The organism is Pseudomonas sp. HN11, assembly GCF_021390155.1.
Classification (GTDB): Bacteria; Pseudomonadota; Gammaproteobacteria; order Pseudomonadales; family Pseudomonadaceae; genus Aquipseudomonas.
Window position 1 is genome coordinate 1149695 of the sequence record NZ_CP089985.1, and the last position, 17174, is coordinate 1166868.

16 protein-coding genes are annotated in these 17174 nt (G+C 60.6%); 10 read left to right on the forward strand and 6 right to left on the reverse strand.

Features of this window, described 5'->3' with window-relative positions:
- The first annotated feature begins 126 nt into the window (after window positions 1-126).
- The 10 genes from lptF (at window position 127) to tadA (ending at window position 10493) form a co-directional block, all read left to right on the forward strand.
- The gene (gene lptF, locus LVW35_RS05230; protein ID WP_042571699.1) at window positions 127-1245 is read left to right on the forward strand and encodes an LPS export ABC transporter permease LptF; all 1119 of its coding nucleotides are present in this window, start codon (window positions 127-129) and stop codon (window positions 1243-1245) included.
- Entirely contained in the window at window positions 1238-2317 is a 1080-nt protein-coding gene (lptG, locus tag LVW35_RS05235) for an LPS export ABC transporter permease LptG (RefSeq protein ID WP_233894076.1), read from the forward strand. The genes lptF and lptG overlap by 8 nt, the downstream gene beginning before the upstream one ends.
- A gap of 151 nt (window positions 2318-2468) precedes the next feature.
- Window positions 2469-4268, forward strand: a complete 1800-nt coding sequence (gene lepA / locus LVW35_RS05240) for a translation elongation factor 4 (RefSeq protein WP_003188853.1) — start codon at window positions 2469-2471, stop codon at window positions 4266-4268.
- Between the two features lie 5 nt (window positions 4269-4273).
- Window positions 4274-5128 carry a signal peptidase I gene (gene lepB / locus LVW35_RS05245; protein ID WP_028618987.1) on the forward strand — a complete coding sequence of 285 codons (855 nt, stop codon included), beginning with the start codon at window positions 4274-4276 and terminating at the stop codon, window positions 5126-5128.
- A gap of 150 nt (window positions 5129-5278) precedes the next feature.
- Window positions 5279-5968, forward strand: a complete 690-nt coding sequence (gene rnc / locus LVW35_RS05250) for a ribonuclease III (RefSeq protein ID WP_233894077.1) — start codon at window positions 5279-5281, stop codon at window positions 5966-5968.
- On the forward strand, window positions 5961-6863 hold the full coding sequence (era, locus tag LVW35_RS05255) for a GTPase Era (RefSeq protein WP_233894078.1): 903 nt from the start codon (window positions 5961-5963) through the stop codon (window positions 6861-6863). The genes rnc and era overlap by 8 nt, the downstream gene beginning before the upstream one ends.
- A 162-nt stretch (window positions 6864-7025) precedes the next feature.
- Window positions 7026-7715: a DNA repair protein RecO gene (gene recO / locus LVW35_RS05260; protein WP_233894079.1), complete on the forward strand. Its 690-nt coding sequence runs from the start codon at window positions 7026-7028 to the stop codon at window positions 7713-7715.
- Between the two features lie 51 nt (window positions 7716-7766).
- The gene (gene pdxJ / locus LVW35_RS05265) at window positions 7767-8510 is read left to right on the forward strand and encodes a pyridoxine 5'-phosphate synthase (RefSeq protein WP_233894080.1); all 744 of its coding nucleotides are present in this window, start codon (window positions 7767-7769) and stop codon (window positions 8508-8510) included.
- Window positions 8511-8613: 103 nt separating this feature from the next.
- The gene (locus LVW35_RS05270) at window positions 8614-9996 is read left to right on the forward strand and encodes a multicopper oxidase family protein (RefSeq protein WP_233896406.1); all 1383 of its coding nucleotides are present in this window, start codon (window positions 8614-8616) and stop codon (window positions 9994-9996) included.
- Window positions 9996-10493, forward strand: coding sequence for a tRNA adenosine(34) deaminase TadA (gene tadA / locus LVW35_RS05275; protein WP_233894082.1), 498 nt, complete (start codon window positions 9996-9998; stop codon window positions 10491-10493). Before LVW35_RS05270 ends, tadA begins: the two co-directional genes overlap by 1 nt.
- Before the next feature lie 3 nt (window positions 10494-10496).
- Here tadA and cmoB read toward each other — a convergent pair whose 3' ends face one another.
- The 6 genes from cmoB to LVW35_RS05305 form a co-directional block, all read right to left on the reverse strand.
- Entirely contained in the window at window positions 10497-11453 is a 957-nt protein-coding gene (gene cmoB / locus LVW35_RS05280; RefSeq protein WP_233894083.1) for a tRNA 5-methoxyuridine(34)/uridine 5-oxyacetic acid(34) synthase CmoB, read from the reverse strand.
- Window positions 11450-12193: a carboxy-S-adenosyl-L-methionine synthase CmoA gene (cmoA, locus tag LVW35_RS05285; RefSeq protein ID WP_233894085.1), complete on the reverse strand. Its 744-nt coding sequence runs from the start codon at window positions 12191-12193 to the stop codon at window positions 11450-11452. Before cmoA ends, cmoB begins: the two co-directional genes overlap by 4 nt.
- A gap of 35 nt (window positions 12194-12228) precedes the next feature.
- Complete coding sequence (locus LVW35_RS05290; protein WP_233894087.1) at window positions 12229-12885, reverse strand: lysoplasmalogenase; 657 nt, start codon at window positions 12883-12885, stop codon at window positions 12229-12231.
- 1 nt (window position 12886) lies between these two features.
- On the reverse strand, window positions 12887-13276 hold the full coding sequence (locus LVW35_RS05295) for a protease inhibitor I42 family protein (protein ID WP_233894088.1): 390 nt from the start codon (window positions 13274-13276) through the stop codon (window positions 12887-12889).
- Window positions 13277-13477: 201 nt separating this feature from the next.
- On the reverse strand, window positions 13478-15898 hold the full coding sequence (lon, locus tag LVW35_RS05300; protein ID WP_233894089.1) for an endopeptidase La: 2421 nt from the start codon (window positions 15896-15898) through the stop codon (window positions 13478-13480).
- Window positions 15899-15990: 92 nt separating this feature from the next.
- The gene (locus tag LVW35_RS05305) at window positions 15991-16980 is read right to left on the reverse strand and encodes a GntR family transcriptional regulator (RefSeq protein ID WP_233894090.1); all 990 of its coding nucleotides are present in this window, start codon (window positions 16978-16980) and stop codon (window positions 15991-15993) included.
- Between the last annotated feature and the right edge of the window lie 194 nt (window positions 16981-17174).

The following is a 17174-nucleotide window of genomic DNA, read 5'->3' on the forward strand; positions in this document are numbered from 1 at the left end:
GCGCAGTGACAGGCGCGGTCAATCACAGGATAATGCGCCATCTTTTTAGCCGGCCCGTGCAAACGGGCTGACTCGGTATGCTTGCTTGTTTGGCCGCCTTAGCCTGACAACCCTGGAGTGTCTGGTTTGATCGTCTTCCGTTATCTGTCCCGCGAAGTCCTGTTGACCCTGAGTGCCGTGAGTGCGGTGTTGCTGGTCATCATCATGAGTGGTCGTTTCGTTAAATACCTGGCCCAGGCTGCCTCCGGCGCTTTGGACCCAGGCTCGCTGTTCCTGATCATGGGCTTTCGCCTGCCGGGCTTCCTGCAGCTGATCCTGCCGTTGGGCCTGTTCCTCGGGATCCTGCTGGCCTACGGCCGCCTGTACCTCGAAAGCGAAATGACCGTGCTCTCGGCCACCGGCATGAGCCAACAGCGCCTGCTGGGCATGACCATGATCCCGGCCGCCGGCGTTGCGTTGATCGTGGCCTGGCTGAGCCTGAGCCTGGCCCCACAGGGCGCCATGCAGTTCCAGCTGGTACTGAATAAACAGGACGCGATGACCGAGTTCGATACCCTCGAACCGGGTCGCTTCCAAGCGCTCAATGACGGTTCGCGGGTGACCTACACCGAAACCATGACCGACGACCGCGCCAACCTGGGCGGTGTGTTCATCTCCGAAAAACGTCTGGGCCAAGACAAAAAAGACCGTGGCATTTCCGTGCTGGTGGCCGATTCGGGTCGCCAGGAAGTGCGTCCTGACGGCAGCCGCTACCTGATCCTGGAAAATGGCTATCGCTACGATGGCAGCCCGGGCATGGCCGATTACCGAGCAATCAAGTACGACACCTATGGTGTGATGCTGGCGCGTCCGGATATCAGCGACGAGGTCACCGACCGCGACGCCATCCCGACCACCGAGCTGTTCGGCAGTAAAGAACTGCGTTCGATCGCCGAGTTGCAATGGCGTATTTCCCTGCCACTGCTGGTGTTCATCGTGACCTTGATGGCCGTGCCGCTGTCGCGCGTGAACCCGCGCCAAGGCCGTTTCCTCAAGCTGTTGCCGGCAATTCTGCTGTACATGGCTTACCTGACCATCCTGATTTCCGCCCGTGGCTCCCTGGAGAAAGGCAAGCTGTCGCCGACCCTGGGCCTGTGGTGGGTGCACGGGATCTTCCTGGTGATCGGCCTGGGGCTGCTCTACTGGGAACCGATCCGTTTGAAAATGAAGAGCCGTCGTGGCCAGAAGGAGTTGGCTCGTGGCTAAGCTCGATCGCTACATTGGTAACAGCGTACTGATCGCCATCCTGGCGGTATTGGGCATCATCCTTGGCTTGGCGTCGTTGTTCGCCTTTATCGATGAAGTGGGCAACGTCAGTGACACCTACACCGTGTGGGACGTGCTGAGCTACGTGGCCCTCACCGCACCGCGTCGCCTCTACGACATGATGCCGATGGCCGCCTTGATCGGCTGCCTGATCGGCCTGGGTAGCCTGGCCAGCAACAGCGAATTGACCATCATGCGCGCCGCCGGGGTGTCCATCGCTCGTATCGTCTGGGCCGTCATGAAACCCATGCTGCTGCTGATGGCGTGCAGCGTGCTGATCGGCGAGTACGTTGCGCCGCCTGCGGAATCCACTGCCCAGGCCAATCGAGCCCTGGCCCAGGGCTCGGGCGATGCGCAAAGCGCCAAGCATGGTCTGTGGCACCGCCAGGGCGATGAATTCATCCATATCAACGCCGTGCAACCCGGCGGCCTGTTGATCGGTGTGACCCGCTACACGTTCGACAAAGAACGTCACCTGCTGGAGTCCAGCTTTGCCAAACGTGCGCAGTACAGCGGCGAAAAATGGCAACTCAGCGACGTTACCACTACGTACTTCCGTAATATCGGTCAAGGCACCAAGGCCAGCACTGAAGTGATCAATGTGCCGAGCCAGGAGTGGGATATCGCCCTCAAGCCGGAACTGTTGAATACCGTGGTGATGATCCCTGAGAGCTTGCCGATCTCCGGGCTGTGGGGATACATCCATTACCTGAAGGATCAAGGCCTGAACAATGGCCGCTACTGGCTGGCATTCTGGGTCAAAGTGTTGCAGCCGGTGGTGACCGCCGCGCTGGTGCTGATGGCGATCTCGTTCATCTTCGGCCCGTTGCGTTCGGTGACCCTGGGTCAGCGCGTGTTCACAGGCGTGCTGGTGGGCTTCACCTTCCGTATCGCCCAGGACCTGCTCGGCCCGTCGAGCCTGGTATTTGGCTTCTCGCCGCTGTTTGCGGTGTTGGTGCCCACGGCCATTTGCGCCCTGGCCGGCTTCTGGCTGCTGCGCCGGGCCGGTTGATTGCGTGCTTATGAACAAAAAATGCCCCGGTCGAGAGATCGGGGCATTTTTGTTCTGGTCAGCAAAGATGACGTCTGGCCTGAGCATCAGGTACAATTCCCGGCTATTTTTCAGCGGGCAATCTGCCTGCAGCCTTTTTGAGTGTTGATCCGTGAGTGATTTGAGTCATATCCGCAATTTCTCCATCATCGCCCACATTGACCATGGCAAGTCGACGCTGGCCGATCGATTCATCCAGATGTGCGGCGGCCTCGCCGAGCGTGAAATGGAAGCCCAGGTCCTGGACTCCATGGATCTCGAACGTGAGCGCGGGATCACCATCAAGGCCCACAGCGTTACCTTGTATTACAAGGCCAAAGACGGCATCACCTACCAGCTGAACTTCATTGACACCCCGGGCCACGTCGACTTCACCTATGAAGTCAGCCGTTCCCTGGCGGCCTGTGAAGGTGCCTTGCTGGTGGTCGACGCCGGCCAGGGCGTCGAGGCGCAGTCGGTTGCCAACTGCTACACCGCGATCGAGCAGGGCCTGGAAGTCATGCCCGTGCTGAACAAGATCGACCTGCCCCAGGCTGAGCCTGAGCGCGTCAAGGAAGAGATCGAGAAGATCATCGGCATCGACGCCACCGACGCCGTCACCTGCAGTGCCAAGACCGGCCTGGGTGTCGACGAAGTGCTCGAGCGCCTGGTGCACACTATTCCTGCGCCGACCGGCAACTACGAAGATCCGCTGCAAGCGTTGATCATCGACTCATGGTTCGACAACTACCTGGGCGTTGTTTCGCTGGTGCGCGTGCGTCACGGCCGCGTGAAGAAGGGCGACAAGATCCTGGTCAAGTCCACCGGCAAGATCCACCTGGTGGACAGCGTGGGTGTATTCAACCCCAAGCACACCGCGACCGTTGATCTGAAAGCCGGTGAAGTGGGTTTCATCATCGCCGGTATCAAGGACATCCACGGCGCGCCGGTGGGTGACACCCTGACCCTGAGCTCCACGCCGGACGTCGATGTGCTGCCAGGCTTCAAGCGCATCCAGCCGCAGGTCTACGCCGGTCTGTTCCCGGTCAGCTCCGACGACTTCGAAGACTTCCGCGAAGCCCTGCAGAAACTGACCCTCAACGACTCGTCGTTGCAGTACACCCCGGAAAGCTCCGACGCCCTGGGCTTTGGCTTCCGCTGTGGCTTCCTGGGTATGCTGCACATGGAAATCATCCAGGAGCGCCTCGAGCGCGAATACGACCTGGACCTGATCACTACCGCGCCAACCGTTATTTTCGAGCTGTTGCTGAAAACCGGTGAAACGATTTACGTCGACAACCCGTCCAAGCTCCCGGATCTCTCGGCAATCGAAGACATGCGCGAGCCTATCGTGCGGGCTAATATCCTGGTACCGCAGGAGCACCTGGGCAACGTCATTACGCTGTGTATCGAAAAGCGTGGCGTACAGCGCGACATGCTGTTCCTCGGCACGCAGGTCCAAGTGACCTATGACATGCCGATGAACGAAGTGGTACTGGACTTCTTCGACCGCCTCAAATCCACCAGCCGCGGCTATGCTTCGCTGGATTACCATTTCGACCGTTACCAATCGGCTAATCTGGTGAAATTGGATGTGTTGATCAACGGCGACAAGGTTGATGCCCTGGCACTTATCGTGCACAAGGACAACGCGCACTACAAAGGTCGCCAGTTGACCGAGAAGATGAAAGAACTGATTCCGCGCCAGATGTTCGACGTCGCGATCCAGGCCGCCATCGGCGGGCAGATCATTGCGCGGACCTCCGTCAAGGCACTCAGAAAGAACGTACTGGCCAAATGCTACGGCGGTGACGTAAGCCGTAAGCGCAAGCTGCTTGAGAAGCAAAAGGCCGGTAAAAAACGCATGAAGCAAGTAGGTAATGTGGAAGTTCCACAAGAAGCCTTCCTTGCGGTGCTCAGGTTGGATAGTTAGGTCCTATGTCACTAAATTTCCCGCTGTTGCTGGTCATCGCCGTTGCCGTTTGCGGTCTCTTGGCGTTGCTCGATCTGGTGTTTTTCGCCCCGCGTCGGAGGGCGGCTATCGCGTCCTATCAGGGCAGCGTCAGCCAGCCCGATGGCGTGGTGATCGAGAAGCTGAACAAAGAGCCCCTGCTGGTTGAATACGGCAAGTCGTTCTTCCCGGTGTTGTTCATCGTGCTGGTGCTGCGTTCGTTCCTGGTGGAACCGTTTCAGATCCCGTCGGGGTCGATGAAGCCTACCCTGGACGTCGGCGACTTCATCCTGGTGAACAAGTTTTCCTACGGGATCCGCCTGCCGGTGATCGACAAGAAGGTCATCGAAGTCGGTGATCCGCAGCGCGGCGATGTGATGGTATTTCGCTATCCGAGCGACCCGAACGTCAACTACATCAAGCGTGTAGTCGGCTTGCCGGGCGACGTGATCCGCTACACCAGCGACAAGCGCCTGCTTATCAATGGTGAGTCGGTGGCCGAGAAACTGATCGGTTCCGAGCCGAACAGCCTGGGCAGCGCCGAGCTGTACCAGGAAAAACTCGGCACGGTGGAGCACGAAATCCGCAAGGAAATGAGCCGCTATCGTGCCCAGCCTGACGGCCAGTGGACAGTGCCTGCCGGGCATTACTTCATGATGGGCGACAACCGCGACAACTCCAATGACAGCCGGTACTGGGATGACCCCAACATTCCCAAGGACCTGCTGGGCATGGTTCCCGACCAGAATATCGTCGGCAAGGCCTTCGCGGTCTGGATGAGCTGGCCGGAACCCAAACTCAGCCACCTGCCGAATTTCTCGCGGGTCGGGCTGATCAAGTAATACAGGCGGCGCTGTGAACACAGCGCCGAATGCTTTTCTGGGGTGGGGACAAATCTGTCCTGCCTCATGCTGCACCAACCAGGATTTGAATTTGAACACTGCGTCAATCGTCGATGGCCGCCGGTGCCACCAAATAGATATGGGTAAACCGTGAGCGTTTCTCTAAGTCGTCTCGAGCGCCAGCTCGGCTACACCTTCAAGGATCAGGAGTTGATGATCCTTGCCCTTACACACCGCAGCTTTGCAGGGCGCAATAACGAGCGCCTGGAGTTCCTCGGTGATGCAATCCTCAATTTCGTCGCCGGTGAAGCGCTGTTCGAGCGCTTCCCCCAAGCTCGCGAAGGCCAGCTGTCGCGTTTGCGTGCACGCCTGGTGAAAGGTGAGACCCTGGCCGTGTTGGCCCGTGGTTTCGGCTTGGGCGAGTACCTGCGCCTGGGGTCCGGTGAATTGAAGAGCGGTGGTTTCCGTCGCGAGTCGATCCTGGCCGATGCCCTAGAAGCACTGATCGGTGCGATCTACCTTGATGCAGGCATGGAAGCGGCCAAGGAGCGCGTCACCGCATGGCTGACCTCCGAGATCGAAAGCCTCACGCTGGTCGACACCAACAAAGACCCCAAGACCCGCCTGCAGGAATTCCTGCAGTCGCGCGGTTGCGAACTGCCACGCTACGAAGTGGTGGATATCCAGGGTGAGCCGCATTGCCGCGTGTTCTTCGTGGAATGTGAAATCACCTTACTGAACGAAAAAAGCCGAGGTCAGGGTGTGAGCCGTCGTATTGCCGAACAGGTAGCGGCCGCCGCAGCACTGATTGCCCTGGGTGTGGAGAATGGCCATGACTGATTCAACCGCAACACGCTGTGGCTATGTCGCTATCGTCGGCCGCCCGAACGTGGGCAAGTCCACGCTGCTGAACCACATCCTCGGCCAAAAGCTCGCGATCACCTCGCGCAAGCCGCAGACCACCCGCCACAACATGCTGGGCATCAAGACCGAAGGCACCGTGCAAGCGGTCTACGTCGATACCCCGGGCATGCACAAAGGCGGCGAGAAAGCCCTCAACCGCTACATGAACAAGACCGCGTCGGCCGCGTTGAAAGACGTCGACGTGGTGATCTTCGTGGTCGACCGCACCAAATGGACCGACGAAGACCAGATGGTCCTGGAGCGTGTGCAGTACGTCACCGGCCCATTGATCGTCGCGCTGAACAAGACCGACCGCATCGAAGACAAAGCCGAGCTGATGCCGCACCTGAGCTGGCTGCAGGAACAACTGCCGAACGCCCAGATCATGCCGATCTCGGCTCAGCACGGCCACAACCTGGATGCCCTGGAGCGTGTGATCGCCGAGCACCTGCCGCATAACGAGCACTTCTTCCCGGAAGACCAGATCACCGACCGCAGCAGCCGTTTCCTTGCCGCCGAACTGGTGCGCGAGAAAATCATGCGCCAGATGGGCGCCGAGCTGCCGTACCAGATCACCGTCGAGATCGAAGAGTTCAAACAGCAGGGCAAGACCTTGCACATCCATGCGCTGATCCTTGTCGAACGTGACGGCCAGAAGAAAATCATCATTGGCGACAAGGGCGAACGCATCAAGCGCATCGGCACCGAGGCGCGCAAGGACATGGAGTTGCTGTTCGACTCCAAGATCATGCTCAACCTGTGGGTGAAGGTGAAGGGTGGCTGGTCCGATGATGAGCGTGCATTGCGCTCCCTGGGCTACGGCGACCTGTAAGCGGCCTTCGGTAACGCCGCAAGTCAAATGTGGGAGCGGGCTTGCTCGCGAATACGGTCTATCAGTGATGAATGTATCGACTGACACTCCGCCTTCGCGAGCAAGCCCGCTCCAACATTGGATAGTCGCAGTTTCTAGACCGTGCTTGTCAACGAGACCCCCATGTCCCCATCCTCGCCCCCCAGCCAACTCGCCTACGTCCTACACAGCCGCGCCTACCGCGAGACCAGCGCCCTGGTGGACTTCCTCACGCCCCAAGGCCGCCTGCGCGCGGTGTTGCGCAGCGCGCGGGGCAAGGCGGGCACGTTGGCGCGGCCTTTCGTGGCCCTGGACGTGGAGTTTCGCGGCAAGGGTGAACTGAAAAACGTCGGTCGCCTGGAAAGCGTCGGCACCTGCGCCTGGCTCAATGGCGAGGCCCTGTTCAGCGGTCTCTACCTCAATGAACTGTTGATCCGTCTGCTTCCCGCCGAAGACCCGCACCCTGGCGTCTTTGATCACTACGCCGCCACCTTGCTGGCCCTGGCCGAAGGCCGTCCCCTGGAGCCGCTGCTGCGCGCTTTTGAGTGGCGCCTGCTCGACGACCTGGGGTATGGCTTCGAATTGAATAACGACCTGCACGGCGACCCCATCGCCGCCGACGGCATGTATCGCCTGCAAGTGGACGCTGGCCTTGAGCGCGTCTACCTGCTGCAACCCGGCTTGTTCCAGGGCGCTGAGTTGCTCGCCATGAGCGAGGCGGATTGGACGGCTCCCGGCGCCTTGTCCGCTGCCAAACGCTTGATGCGCCAAGCCCTGGCCGTGCATCTGGGTGGACGGCCGCTGGTCAGTCGCGAGTTGTTTCGAAAGCCCTGACAACCCCGTGTATGCTGTGCAGCGTTTCTTTCCCTTTTCAGGAGCGCTTCCGTGACCACCAGCAATCGCATTCTTCTTGGCGTCAACATCGACCACGTCGCTACCCTGCGCCAGGCCCGGGGCACCCGTTACCCTGACCCGGTCAAGGCTGCGCTGGACGCCGAAGAAGCGGGCGCCGACGGCATCACCGTGCACCTGCGCGAAGACCGCCGCCACATCCAGGAGCGCGATGTGCTGCTGCTCAAGGACGTGCTGCAAACCCGCATGAACTTCGAGATGGGCGTCACCGAAGAAATGATGCAGTTCGCCGAGCGCATCCGCCCGGCGCACATCTGCCTGGTCCCGGAAACCCGCCAGGAACTGACTACCGAAGGCGGCCTTGACGTGGCCGGCCAGGAAGCGCGGATCAAGGCCGCGGTGGAGCGGCTGTCGAAGATCGGCAGCGAAGTCTCGCTGTTCATCGACGCCGACGAGCGCCAGATCGAAGCGTCGCGCCGTGTCGGTGCTCCAGCGATCGAGCTGCACACTGGCCGTTACGCTGATGCAACCACACCCACCGAAGTAGCCGACGAGTTGCAACGCATCATCGACGGCGTGAGCTGCGGCCTCAAGGAAGGCTTGATCGTCAACGCCGGCCACGGCCTGCACTATCACAACGTCGAAGCCGTGGCCGCGATCAAGGGCATCAACGAGCTGAACATCGGCCATGCGCTGGTGGCCCACGCGCTGTTCGTCGGTTTCAAAGGCGCCGTGGCCGAGATGAAAGCCCTGATCCTGGCGGCCGCCAAAGCCTGATTCGCTGACTGCGGCAATGCGAAGCCTTACTGTTTAGGCGGGGCAGGTGTATCGTATCCGCCCTTTGCAGGCCCTGCGCCTGTGGCAGATACGTGAGGTTGTTGTGTCCCGATCCTTTTCCCGTCGACAAATCCTGGGTGGTCTTGCAGGCTTGGCCGTAGTGGGGGCGGGTGCCGGTGGCGCCTACCGCTACTGGCTAGGGAAAGTCGCCGAGGCCGAGGCGGGACATGACTACGAGCTGATCGCCGCTCCTTTGGATGTGGAACTGGTGCCGGGTCACAAGACCGAAGCCTGGGCGTTCGGCCCGTCGGCGCCGGGTACCGAGCTGCGGGTGCGCCAGGGCGAATGGCTGCGGGTGCGCTTTATCAACCACCTGCCGGTCGCCACCACCATCCACTGGCACGGCATCCGCCTGCCGCTGGAAATGGATGGTGTGCCCTACGTTTCTCAATTGCCGGTACTGCCCGGTGAGTATTTCGATTACAAATTCCGTGTGCCCGACGCCGGCAGCTACTGGTATCACCCCCACGTGAACAGCAGCGAAGAACTCGGCCGTGGCCTGGTCGGCCCGCTGATCATCGAAGAGCGCGAACCCACCGGTTTCAAACATGAGCGCACCCTCAGCCTGAAAAGCTGGCACGTGGACGAAGAGGGCGCCTTTGTCGCCTTCAGCATCCCCCGTGAAGCGGCACGTGGCGGCACCGCAGGGCGGTTGTCGACGATCAACGGCGTGTCCCAGGCCGTGATCGATTTGCCGGCCGGGCAGATTACCCGCGTGCGGCTGCTCAACCTCGACAACACCTTGACCTATCGCATCAATATTCCCGACGTTGAAGCGCAGATCTACGCACTGGACGGTAACCCTATCGAGCCGCGCCCGTTGGGCAAGGAATACTGGCTGGGCCCGGGCATGCGTATCTGCCTGGCGATCAAGGCACCGCCGGCCGGCGAAGAATTGTCGATCCGCAATGGCCCGGTGCGCTTGGGCACCTTCCGTTCGGTGGCCAACACCGACGCGCCGACCGAATGGCCGCCAGCGCTGCCCGCCAACCCGATTGCCGAGCCGGACCTGGCCAATGCCGAGAAACTCAACTTCAATTTCGAGTGGGTCGGTTCGGTCTCGGTCAATACCGACAACGGCAAACCGCCCAGCCTATGGCAGATCAACGGCAAGGCCTGGGACATCACCGACAAGACCTGCGCCGACCGCCCGATCGCCAGGCTGGAAAAAGGCAAGAGCTACATTTTTGAATTGAAGAACATGACTCAGTACCAGCACCCGATCCACCTGCATGGCATGAGCTTCAAGGTGATCGCCTCAAACCGCCACAAGGTGATCCCGTACTTCACCGACACCTACCTGTTGGGCAAGAACGAACGCGCTCGCGTGGCGTTGGTGGCGGATAACCCAGGGGTGTGGATGTTCCACTGCCACGTGATCGACCACATGGAAACCGGCCTGATGGCCGCCATCGAGGTGGCGTGATGCGTCAGATTCGCCCTACCGCGATCATCGACCGCAGCCGCGACCAGGACTTCATGCGCGAGGCCCTGGCCCTTGCCGCCCAAGGTGCGGCATTGGGCGAAGTGCCCGTCGGTGCAGTGCTGGTACAGGACGGTGAAATCATCGGCCGTGGCTTCAACTGCCCCATCAGCGGCAACGACCCCAGCGCCCATGCTGAAATGGTCGCCATCCGCGCCGCCGCGCAAGCCATCAGCAACTACCGCCTGGTGGGCAGCACGCTGTATGTGACCCTGGAGCCGTGCAGCATGTGCGCGGGCTTGATCGTGCATTCGCGGATTGCGCGGGTGGTGTACGGCGCGCTGGAACCCAAGGCGGGGATTGTGCAAAGCCAGGGGCAGTTTTTTACCCAGGGCTTTCTCAATCATAAGGTGCTGTTCGAAGGGGGGGTGTTGGCCGAGGAGTGCGGGACGGTCTTGAGTGAGTTTTTCAAGGCGCGAAGAACCAAACCGTCCCTTTAAAATTTATTTGCGAGCGATGATCACCGCCCGCATCGGTGCCGGCAGCCCTTCAATGGTCTTGCTGTGATCTTGCGGATCGAGGAAGTCACTCAGCGACTGATACTTCATCCACTGCGTCCCACGCTGTTCCTCGACGGTGGTCACGCTCACATCCACACAGCGCACGTCGTTGAAGCCCGCACGGCGCAACCACAGCATCAACGCCGGCACCGACGGCAGGAACCACACGTTGCGCATCTGTGCGTAACGGTCTTCCGGCACCAGTACCTGCTGCTGATCGCCTTCGACCACCAGGGTTTCCAGCACCAGTTCACCGCCCTTGACCAGGGTGTCCTTCAACGCCAGCAAATGCTCGATCGGCGAACGGCGGTGATAAAACACTCCCATGGAAAACACCGTGTCGAACCCTTCGAGGTTCGACGGCAGGTCTTCGAACGGGAACGGCAGGTGCCAGGCCTTAGGCTCGGACAGGTAACGCTGCACCGCCTGGAACTGACAGAAGAACAGCCAGTTCGGATCAACGCCAATCACGCTGTCGGCGCCGGCACCGAGCATGCGCCACATGTAGTAACCGTTGCCGCAGCCCACGTCGAGGATGCGCTTGCCCTTCAAGTTCAAATGCGGCGCAACACGGGACCACTTCCAGTCCGAGCGCCATTCTGTGTCCACATGCACCCCGAACAGGTGGAACGGCCCCTTGCGCCAGGGGCTCAGGCCCATCAGTGCAGTGTGCATTTGCGCACGGGTATCGTCGTCGCAATCGGTATCGAGGGTCAGGCCGTTGAGCAAATCCACTTCGCTGGGCAGGATCTTCGGCAGCGCGTCGAGCGCACTCTGCCAACGCTCCAGGTCGCCATGGCCCTTTTCCATCTTGCTATCGAGTTGTGCTTGCAGGCCCTGGGCCCAGACGGCCAGGGGAGTGCCGACCAAGTGGCGGGCGAGAGGGGACAGATCAATCATGGCAAGGCAATCAACGAGGCAAAGTTAAGACATTGGAACCACGGCACGACTGTCGAGAACCCGGCCGCCAGCAGGCGTTCGCGGTGTTCTTCGAGGCTGTCGGGCTTCATGACGTTTTCGATGGCGCTCCGCTTCTGGGCGATTTCCAGTTCGCTGTAGCCGTTGGCGCGTTTGAACGCGATGTGCAGGTCGGTGAGCAGTGCGTGTTCTTGCGCATCGTTGAACCGCAGCTTCTCCGAGAGGATCAGCGCACCGCCCGGCAGCAGCGATTGGCGGATGCGCGTGAGCAGCGCGAGGCGCTCCTCGGGCGCGATGAATTGCAGGGTGAAGTTCAGCGCCACCACTGAGGCTGGTTGGAATTGCAGTGCGAGGATATCGCCCTCGATCACTTCAACCGGCAGCAACTCCTGGAACATCGAGTCCTGGCCATTAAGGTATTCACGGCAACGCTCGACCATCGCGGCCGAGTTATCCACCGCGATCACACGGCAACCGTCGGTGCGCACATGGCGGCGCAGGGCCTGAGTCACTGCGCCGAGGGATGAGCCCAGGTCATACAGCACGCTATTGGGTTGGGCGAACTGCGCGGCGAGTACGCCGAGGTTCTCGACGATGGTCGGATAGCCCGGCACCGAGCGCTTGATCATGTCCGGGAACACCCGCACCACGTCTTCGTTAAAGGCGAAGTCCGGCACCTGTGGCAGGGGCTGGGCGAATAGGCGATCGGGTTCTTTGCTCACGGTTGTTCCGGCGACGATGGGGAAAGGCCGGCATTTTAGCCAACTTGGCCCTCATGTGCGCGGGTTGTCTGATGGAAAGCCGAGGCGGTGATACCCCACTGGCCGAGCCAATACGTGATGATCAGCAAATACGGGGCCGCCTCGAACGCCGCCACAAACCGGTTGATGCCAATCAGCGTGTCGGAAAACACAAACGACATCGCACCCGCCGCCGCCAGCAGAGCCGAGCGTTTTGGCACTTCGCTGCCCAGGCGTGCCAACGCTCGCCAGAGCATCGCACTGATCACGGCGGCGTAAATCACCACGGGGATCAGCAAATCACCGAGGCCGTGGGAGATCAGGATGCTCAGTAGCACAGCCCCCATCCCCAGCGCCAATACCAGCGGCAGCAGCGCCAGGCGGCGGCAGTCACTGAAATAGGCCTTGAGGTAGGCCAGGTGCGCAAACAGGAACGCCCCCAGGCCAAAGATAAACAGGTCGCCTGGCCAGGCCAGCAGCACATCGCCCACCAGGGAAAAAATCAGGCCCAGGCTGATCCAGCGTCGATAGTCGGTGGGCGGCGCGTCATGCAACCAGCCCAGAAGCGCCAGCACCGGCAGTGGCTTGACCAGCAGGCACAACAAGGTGGCATGGGTGGTCAGGCCGTAGATAAAGGTGCCGGCGCCCATCAGCGCAAGAATCAGCCATGGCATATCAGTTCACCGTAATGGCGCAGTCAAAGGTTTCGACAGGCTCGGCTTCCGGCTCCCAGGGTTGCTGGGAGGTCAGGCGCAAACGGCCCTGGCCGGTGGTGAAAGCCTGGAAGCGCCAGGTCGACTGGCCACCGCCGCCGATCACGCCGGATTCCGAACTGCTGTAGACCTCGGGGCTCAATGCGCGCAATACGCCGCCTGCGGAGTCCTGAATGGCCCAGCGGTAACCGGTGGTGGGGTTGCTGGGCAGGGTGAGGATCAGGTTCTGCCCTGTTTTAAGCTGGAGCGGGCAGGCGCTCTGGTTGTCCACGGTCACATTTTGCTTCGGGGCGCTGGCGCACGCGGCCAGCAGGGCAAGGCTCAAGGGGAGAAGCAGGCGGGCAGCGGTCATGGGGGCTCCGTTGATTCACGACGAAGGGCGAGCATAACCGAAGATGAGACAAGGTGTGACAGGAGGGGATTTGTGGTGACTGGGCCGGCGCTTTCGCGAGCAGGCCCGCTCCCACATTTTGACCGCATTCCAAAGGGTGTACTCGGTCAAAATGTGTGCGGGCTTGCTCGCGAAGAGGCCATTAAAGCCGATAGAGATCTGTTAGAAGAGCACCTTCGCTACATCCGCAAAGCGCTTGGCAAAGTGCACGGTCATGCCTTCCTTCAAGTATTCCGGCAACTCTTCAAAACTGCCGCGATTGGGCTCCGGCAGGATCAGCTCATGGATCTTCTGGCGCCGCGCCGCGATCACTTTTTCGCGCACCCCGCCAATCGGCAGCACATGCCCGGTCAACGTCAGCTCACCGGTCATCGCCACGCCTTTCTTCGGCGGTTGGTTACGCGCCAGCGACAGCAGCGCACTGGCCATGGTCACCCCGGCGCTCGGGCCGTCCTTCGGCGTGGCGCCTTCCGGCACGTGCAAGTGCACGAAGGCTTCGTCGAAGAACTTCGGATCGCCGCCGAACGACTTCAGGTTCGAGCTGATGTAGCTGTAGGCAATTTCCGCAGATTCCTTCATCACTTCACCCAACTGCCCGGTGAGCTTGAAACCGCGGTTGAGTGTATGGATGCGCGTCGCCTCAATCGGCAGGGTCGCGCCGCCCATGCTGGTCCAGGCTAAGCCTGTGATCACACCGGTACCGGACAACACTTGCTCGTTGCGGAACACCGGTATGCCCAGCGAGCTTTCCAGGTCCTTGTTGCCGATCTTGATCACCGAGTCCGGCTCATCCAGCAGCTTGACCACGGCCTTGCGCACCAGTTTGCCCAGCTGTTTCTCCAGCTGACGCACCCCGGCTTCCCGTGCATAGCCGTCGATCAACGCGCGCAGGGCGCCGTCGCTGATGGTCAGGTTGTTTTTCGACACGCCGGCTTTTTCCAGCTGTTTTGGCCACAGGTGGCGCTTGGCGATGGCGACTTTTTCTTCGGTGATATAGCCCGACAGGCGAATCACTTCCATGCGGTCCAGCAACGGGCCGGGGATCGAATCCAGGGTGTTGGCGGTGCACACGAACAGCACTTTGGACAGGTCCAGGCGCAGGTCCAGATAATGGTCGAGGAATTCGACGTTCTGTTCCGGGTCGAGGGTTTCCAGCAGCGCCGAGGCCGGGTCGCCCTGGAAGCTTTGGCCCATCTTGTCGATCTCGTCGAGCATGATCACCGGGTTCATCACTTCCACATCCTTGAGCGCTTGCACCAGCTTGCCTGGCAGCGCGCCGATGTAGGTGCGGCGATGGCCCTTGATCTCGGCTTCGTCACGCATGCCGCCCACGCTGAAACGGTAGAACGGCCGGCCCAGGGACTCGGCGATGGATTTGCCCACACTGGTCTTGCCCACGCCCGGCGGGCCGACCAGCAGCACGATGGAGCCGGCGACTTCGCCTTTATAAGCGCCCACCGCGAGAAATTCGAGGATGCGACTCTTGATGTCATCCAGGCCCGCGTGATGCTTGTCCAACACCTTGCGCGCGTGTTTGAGGTCGAGTTTGTCCTCGCCGTACACGCCCCACGGCACCGAGGTGGCCCAGTCCAGGTAGTTGCGCGTCACCGCGTATTCCGGCGAACCGGTCTCTAGGATCGACAGTTTGTTCAGTTCTTCATCGATGCGTTTTTTCGCCTGGGCAGGCAACACCTTGCCTTCCAGGCGTTGCTCGAACTGCTCGACATCCGCGCTGCGATCGTCCTTGGTCAGGCCCAGTTCCTGCTGGATGACCTTGAGTTGTTCCTTGAGGAAGAACTCGCGCTGGTGCTCGCCGATCTTGCGGTTTACCTCGGCGGACAGTTCTTTTTGCAGGCGCGCGACTTCGACCTCTTTACGCAGCATCGGCAGCACTTTTTCCATGCGTTTGAGCATGGGCACGCAGTCCAGCACTTCCTGCAACTCGTTACCCGTGGCCGACGTCAACGCAGCGGCAAAGTCGGTCAGTGGCGACGGGTCGTTGGGGCTGAAGCGGTTGAGGTAGTTCTTCAGTTCTTCGCTGTACAGCGGGTTGAGCGGCAACAGTTCCTTGATCGCATTGATCAGCGCCATGCCGTACGCCTTGACCTCATCGGTCGGCTCGCTTGGCTGGTGCGGGTATTCGACTTCCACCAGGTACGGTGGGCGGTGGTGCTTGAGCCAGGTCTTGATGCGTACGCGGGTCAGGCCCTGGGCGACGAATTGCAGCTTGCCGTTTTCGCGGCTGGCGTGGTGCACCTTCACCAGGGTGCCGTACAACGGCAGGCTGGAGGTGTCGAAATGGCGTGGGTCTTCCGGCGGCGTGTCCATGAAGAACAGGGCCAGGGAGTGGTGGTCGGATTTGCTCACCAGTTCCAGGGTCTCGGCCCACGGCTCTTCGTTGACGATCACCGGCAGCACTTGCGCCGGGAAGAAGGGCCGATTGTGGATCGGGATGATGTAGACCTTGTCCGGCAAGTTTTGCCCAGGCAGGGTCAGGCCGGTGTTGGACGAGGCGGATTCAGCGTTTTCGGGGTCGGCGTAATCGTTGAGATCGTAATCAGGGAATTCTTGCTGGTCGCTCATGGGGCACCTGCATCAGGAAGTATGCAGGTTAGATGGGGCGGGGTAGCGGTGGTTTCAATGGTCGCGTGCAGTTAGCAACAAATTGCATAAATTCAGCTGATCTTGTGCAGGTAACTCGGCAAGGGCTGCTCCGGCAACACTGACAATACTTTCAATCGTTGCAGCATGCGCTGCCGTGCGCGTTGCAAATGCTCGCGCAGGTTTAACGCTGCTGCGTCAAATGCGCCATGTAATAACAACTCCAGAATCAGACGATGTTCGGCCAGCATGGCTGGATCGGCGCCGATACCCAGCAGACGGTAAAAAATCCGGCTGATGATCATCGGGCTCTGCCCTTGGCGGATCAACGCCGCGATCTTGCGATTCTGCAGGCCGGCGAGACAGCGCTGGTGCAAGTCCTCCTCGATCTGCTCGATGGCCTCCAGGCTGCAGTGGGGGCTGCCCTGGGCGTCCCGTACACGTTGCAACATGGCTTCCAGTAATTCGCGATCGAGGTCTGGGGCGCTTTGGCGCAGGGCTTCGGGTTCCAGGCAGGCGCGCAGCTCGTAGTCTTCGGTGACTTCACGGGCGGTCAAGGGGCCGGCCAGCCATTGGGAGTAGGGCTCTTTTTCCACCAACCCCCGGTCGCGCAGGCGCATCAGCGCTTCACGCACCACCGCGCGGCTGACGCCGTAGTGGTCGGCGGCGGCTTGCTCGTCCAAACGGTAGTGGCCGAAGGCAATGCAGGTGGATAACGCCGCGCCAATTTCCTCGACGATGCGCTCGCCCAACGGCCGTGTGTCCACCAACTCATCTTCGCCGTTGAGGCCCAAGTGCGCATGGCTCAAGGGCAAGCGCAGCGGCTCCATCGCCAGGCCTTCGGGGTTGATCAGATAACCCCGGCCATTGAAGCGGCAGATCAGTCCTTCTTCATGCAGCAGGTCCAGGGCTCGGCGTACCGGCACACGGCTGGTGCCGAACAATTCCGCCAGCGGTGCCTCCAGCAAGACCAGACCGTGGCGCGCGGTGCCGTTGACGATCGCATCACGCAATACCTGATGAATCATCGCGTAACGGGAGGCCGAGGCGGACACTGCTTTCATCGCTTTCTCTGAGGCTTGTAGGACGGTGGCCGGGGATTCTCTCATAAGTTGCGCCTGTCACCCTGCGCCACAGCAGTGGCACTTTATTGGGGCTGGATATGTAGGAATGTTACTTTTTTGCACCAAAATGTACTTATTAATAAAAGATACATTATTTCATTGAAGGTGCTTTTCGGCATGTGTGCAAGAATTTT

Coding starts and splice junctions, on each gene's coding strand:
- lepB (WP_028618987.1), top strand. CDS start 4,274: ATGTCACTAAATTTCCCGCTGTTGCTGGTCATCGCCGTTGCCGTTTGC.
- era (WP_233894078.1), top strand. CDS start 5,961: ATGACTGATTCAACCGCAACACGCTGTGGCTATGTCGCTATCGTCGGC.
- recO (WP_233894079.1), top strand. CDS start 7,026: ATGTCCCCATCCTCGCCCCCCAGCCAACTCGCCTACGTCCTACACAGC.
- tadA (WP_233894082.1), top strand. CDS start 9,996: ATGCGTCAGATTCGCCCTACCGCGATCATCGACCGCAGCCGCGACCAG.
- cmoB (WP_233894083.1), bottom strand. CDS start 11,453: ATGATTGATCTGTCCCCTCTCGCCCGCCACTTGGTCGGCACTCCCCTG.
- LVW35_RS05290 (WP_233894087.1), bottom strand. CDS start 12,885: ATGCCATGGCTGATTCTTGCGCTGATGGGCGCCGGCACCTTTATCTAC.
- LVW35_RS05295 (WP_233894088.1), bottom strand. CDS start 13,276: ATGACCGCTGCCCGCCTGCTTCTCCCCTTGAGCCTTGCCCTGCTGGCC.
- lon (WP_233894089.1), bottom strand. CDS start 15,898: ATGAGCGACCAGCAAGAATTCCCTGATTACGATCTCAACGATTACGCC.
- LVW35_RS05305 (WP_233894090.1), bottom strand. CDS start 16,980: ATGAAAGCAGTGTCCGCCTCGGCCTCCCGTTACGCGATGATTCATCAG.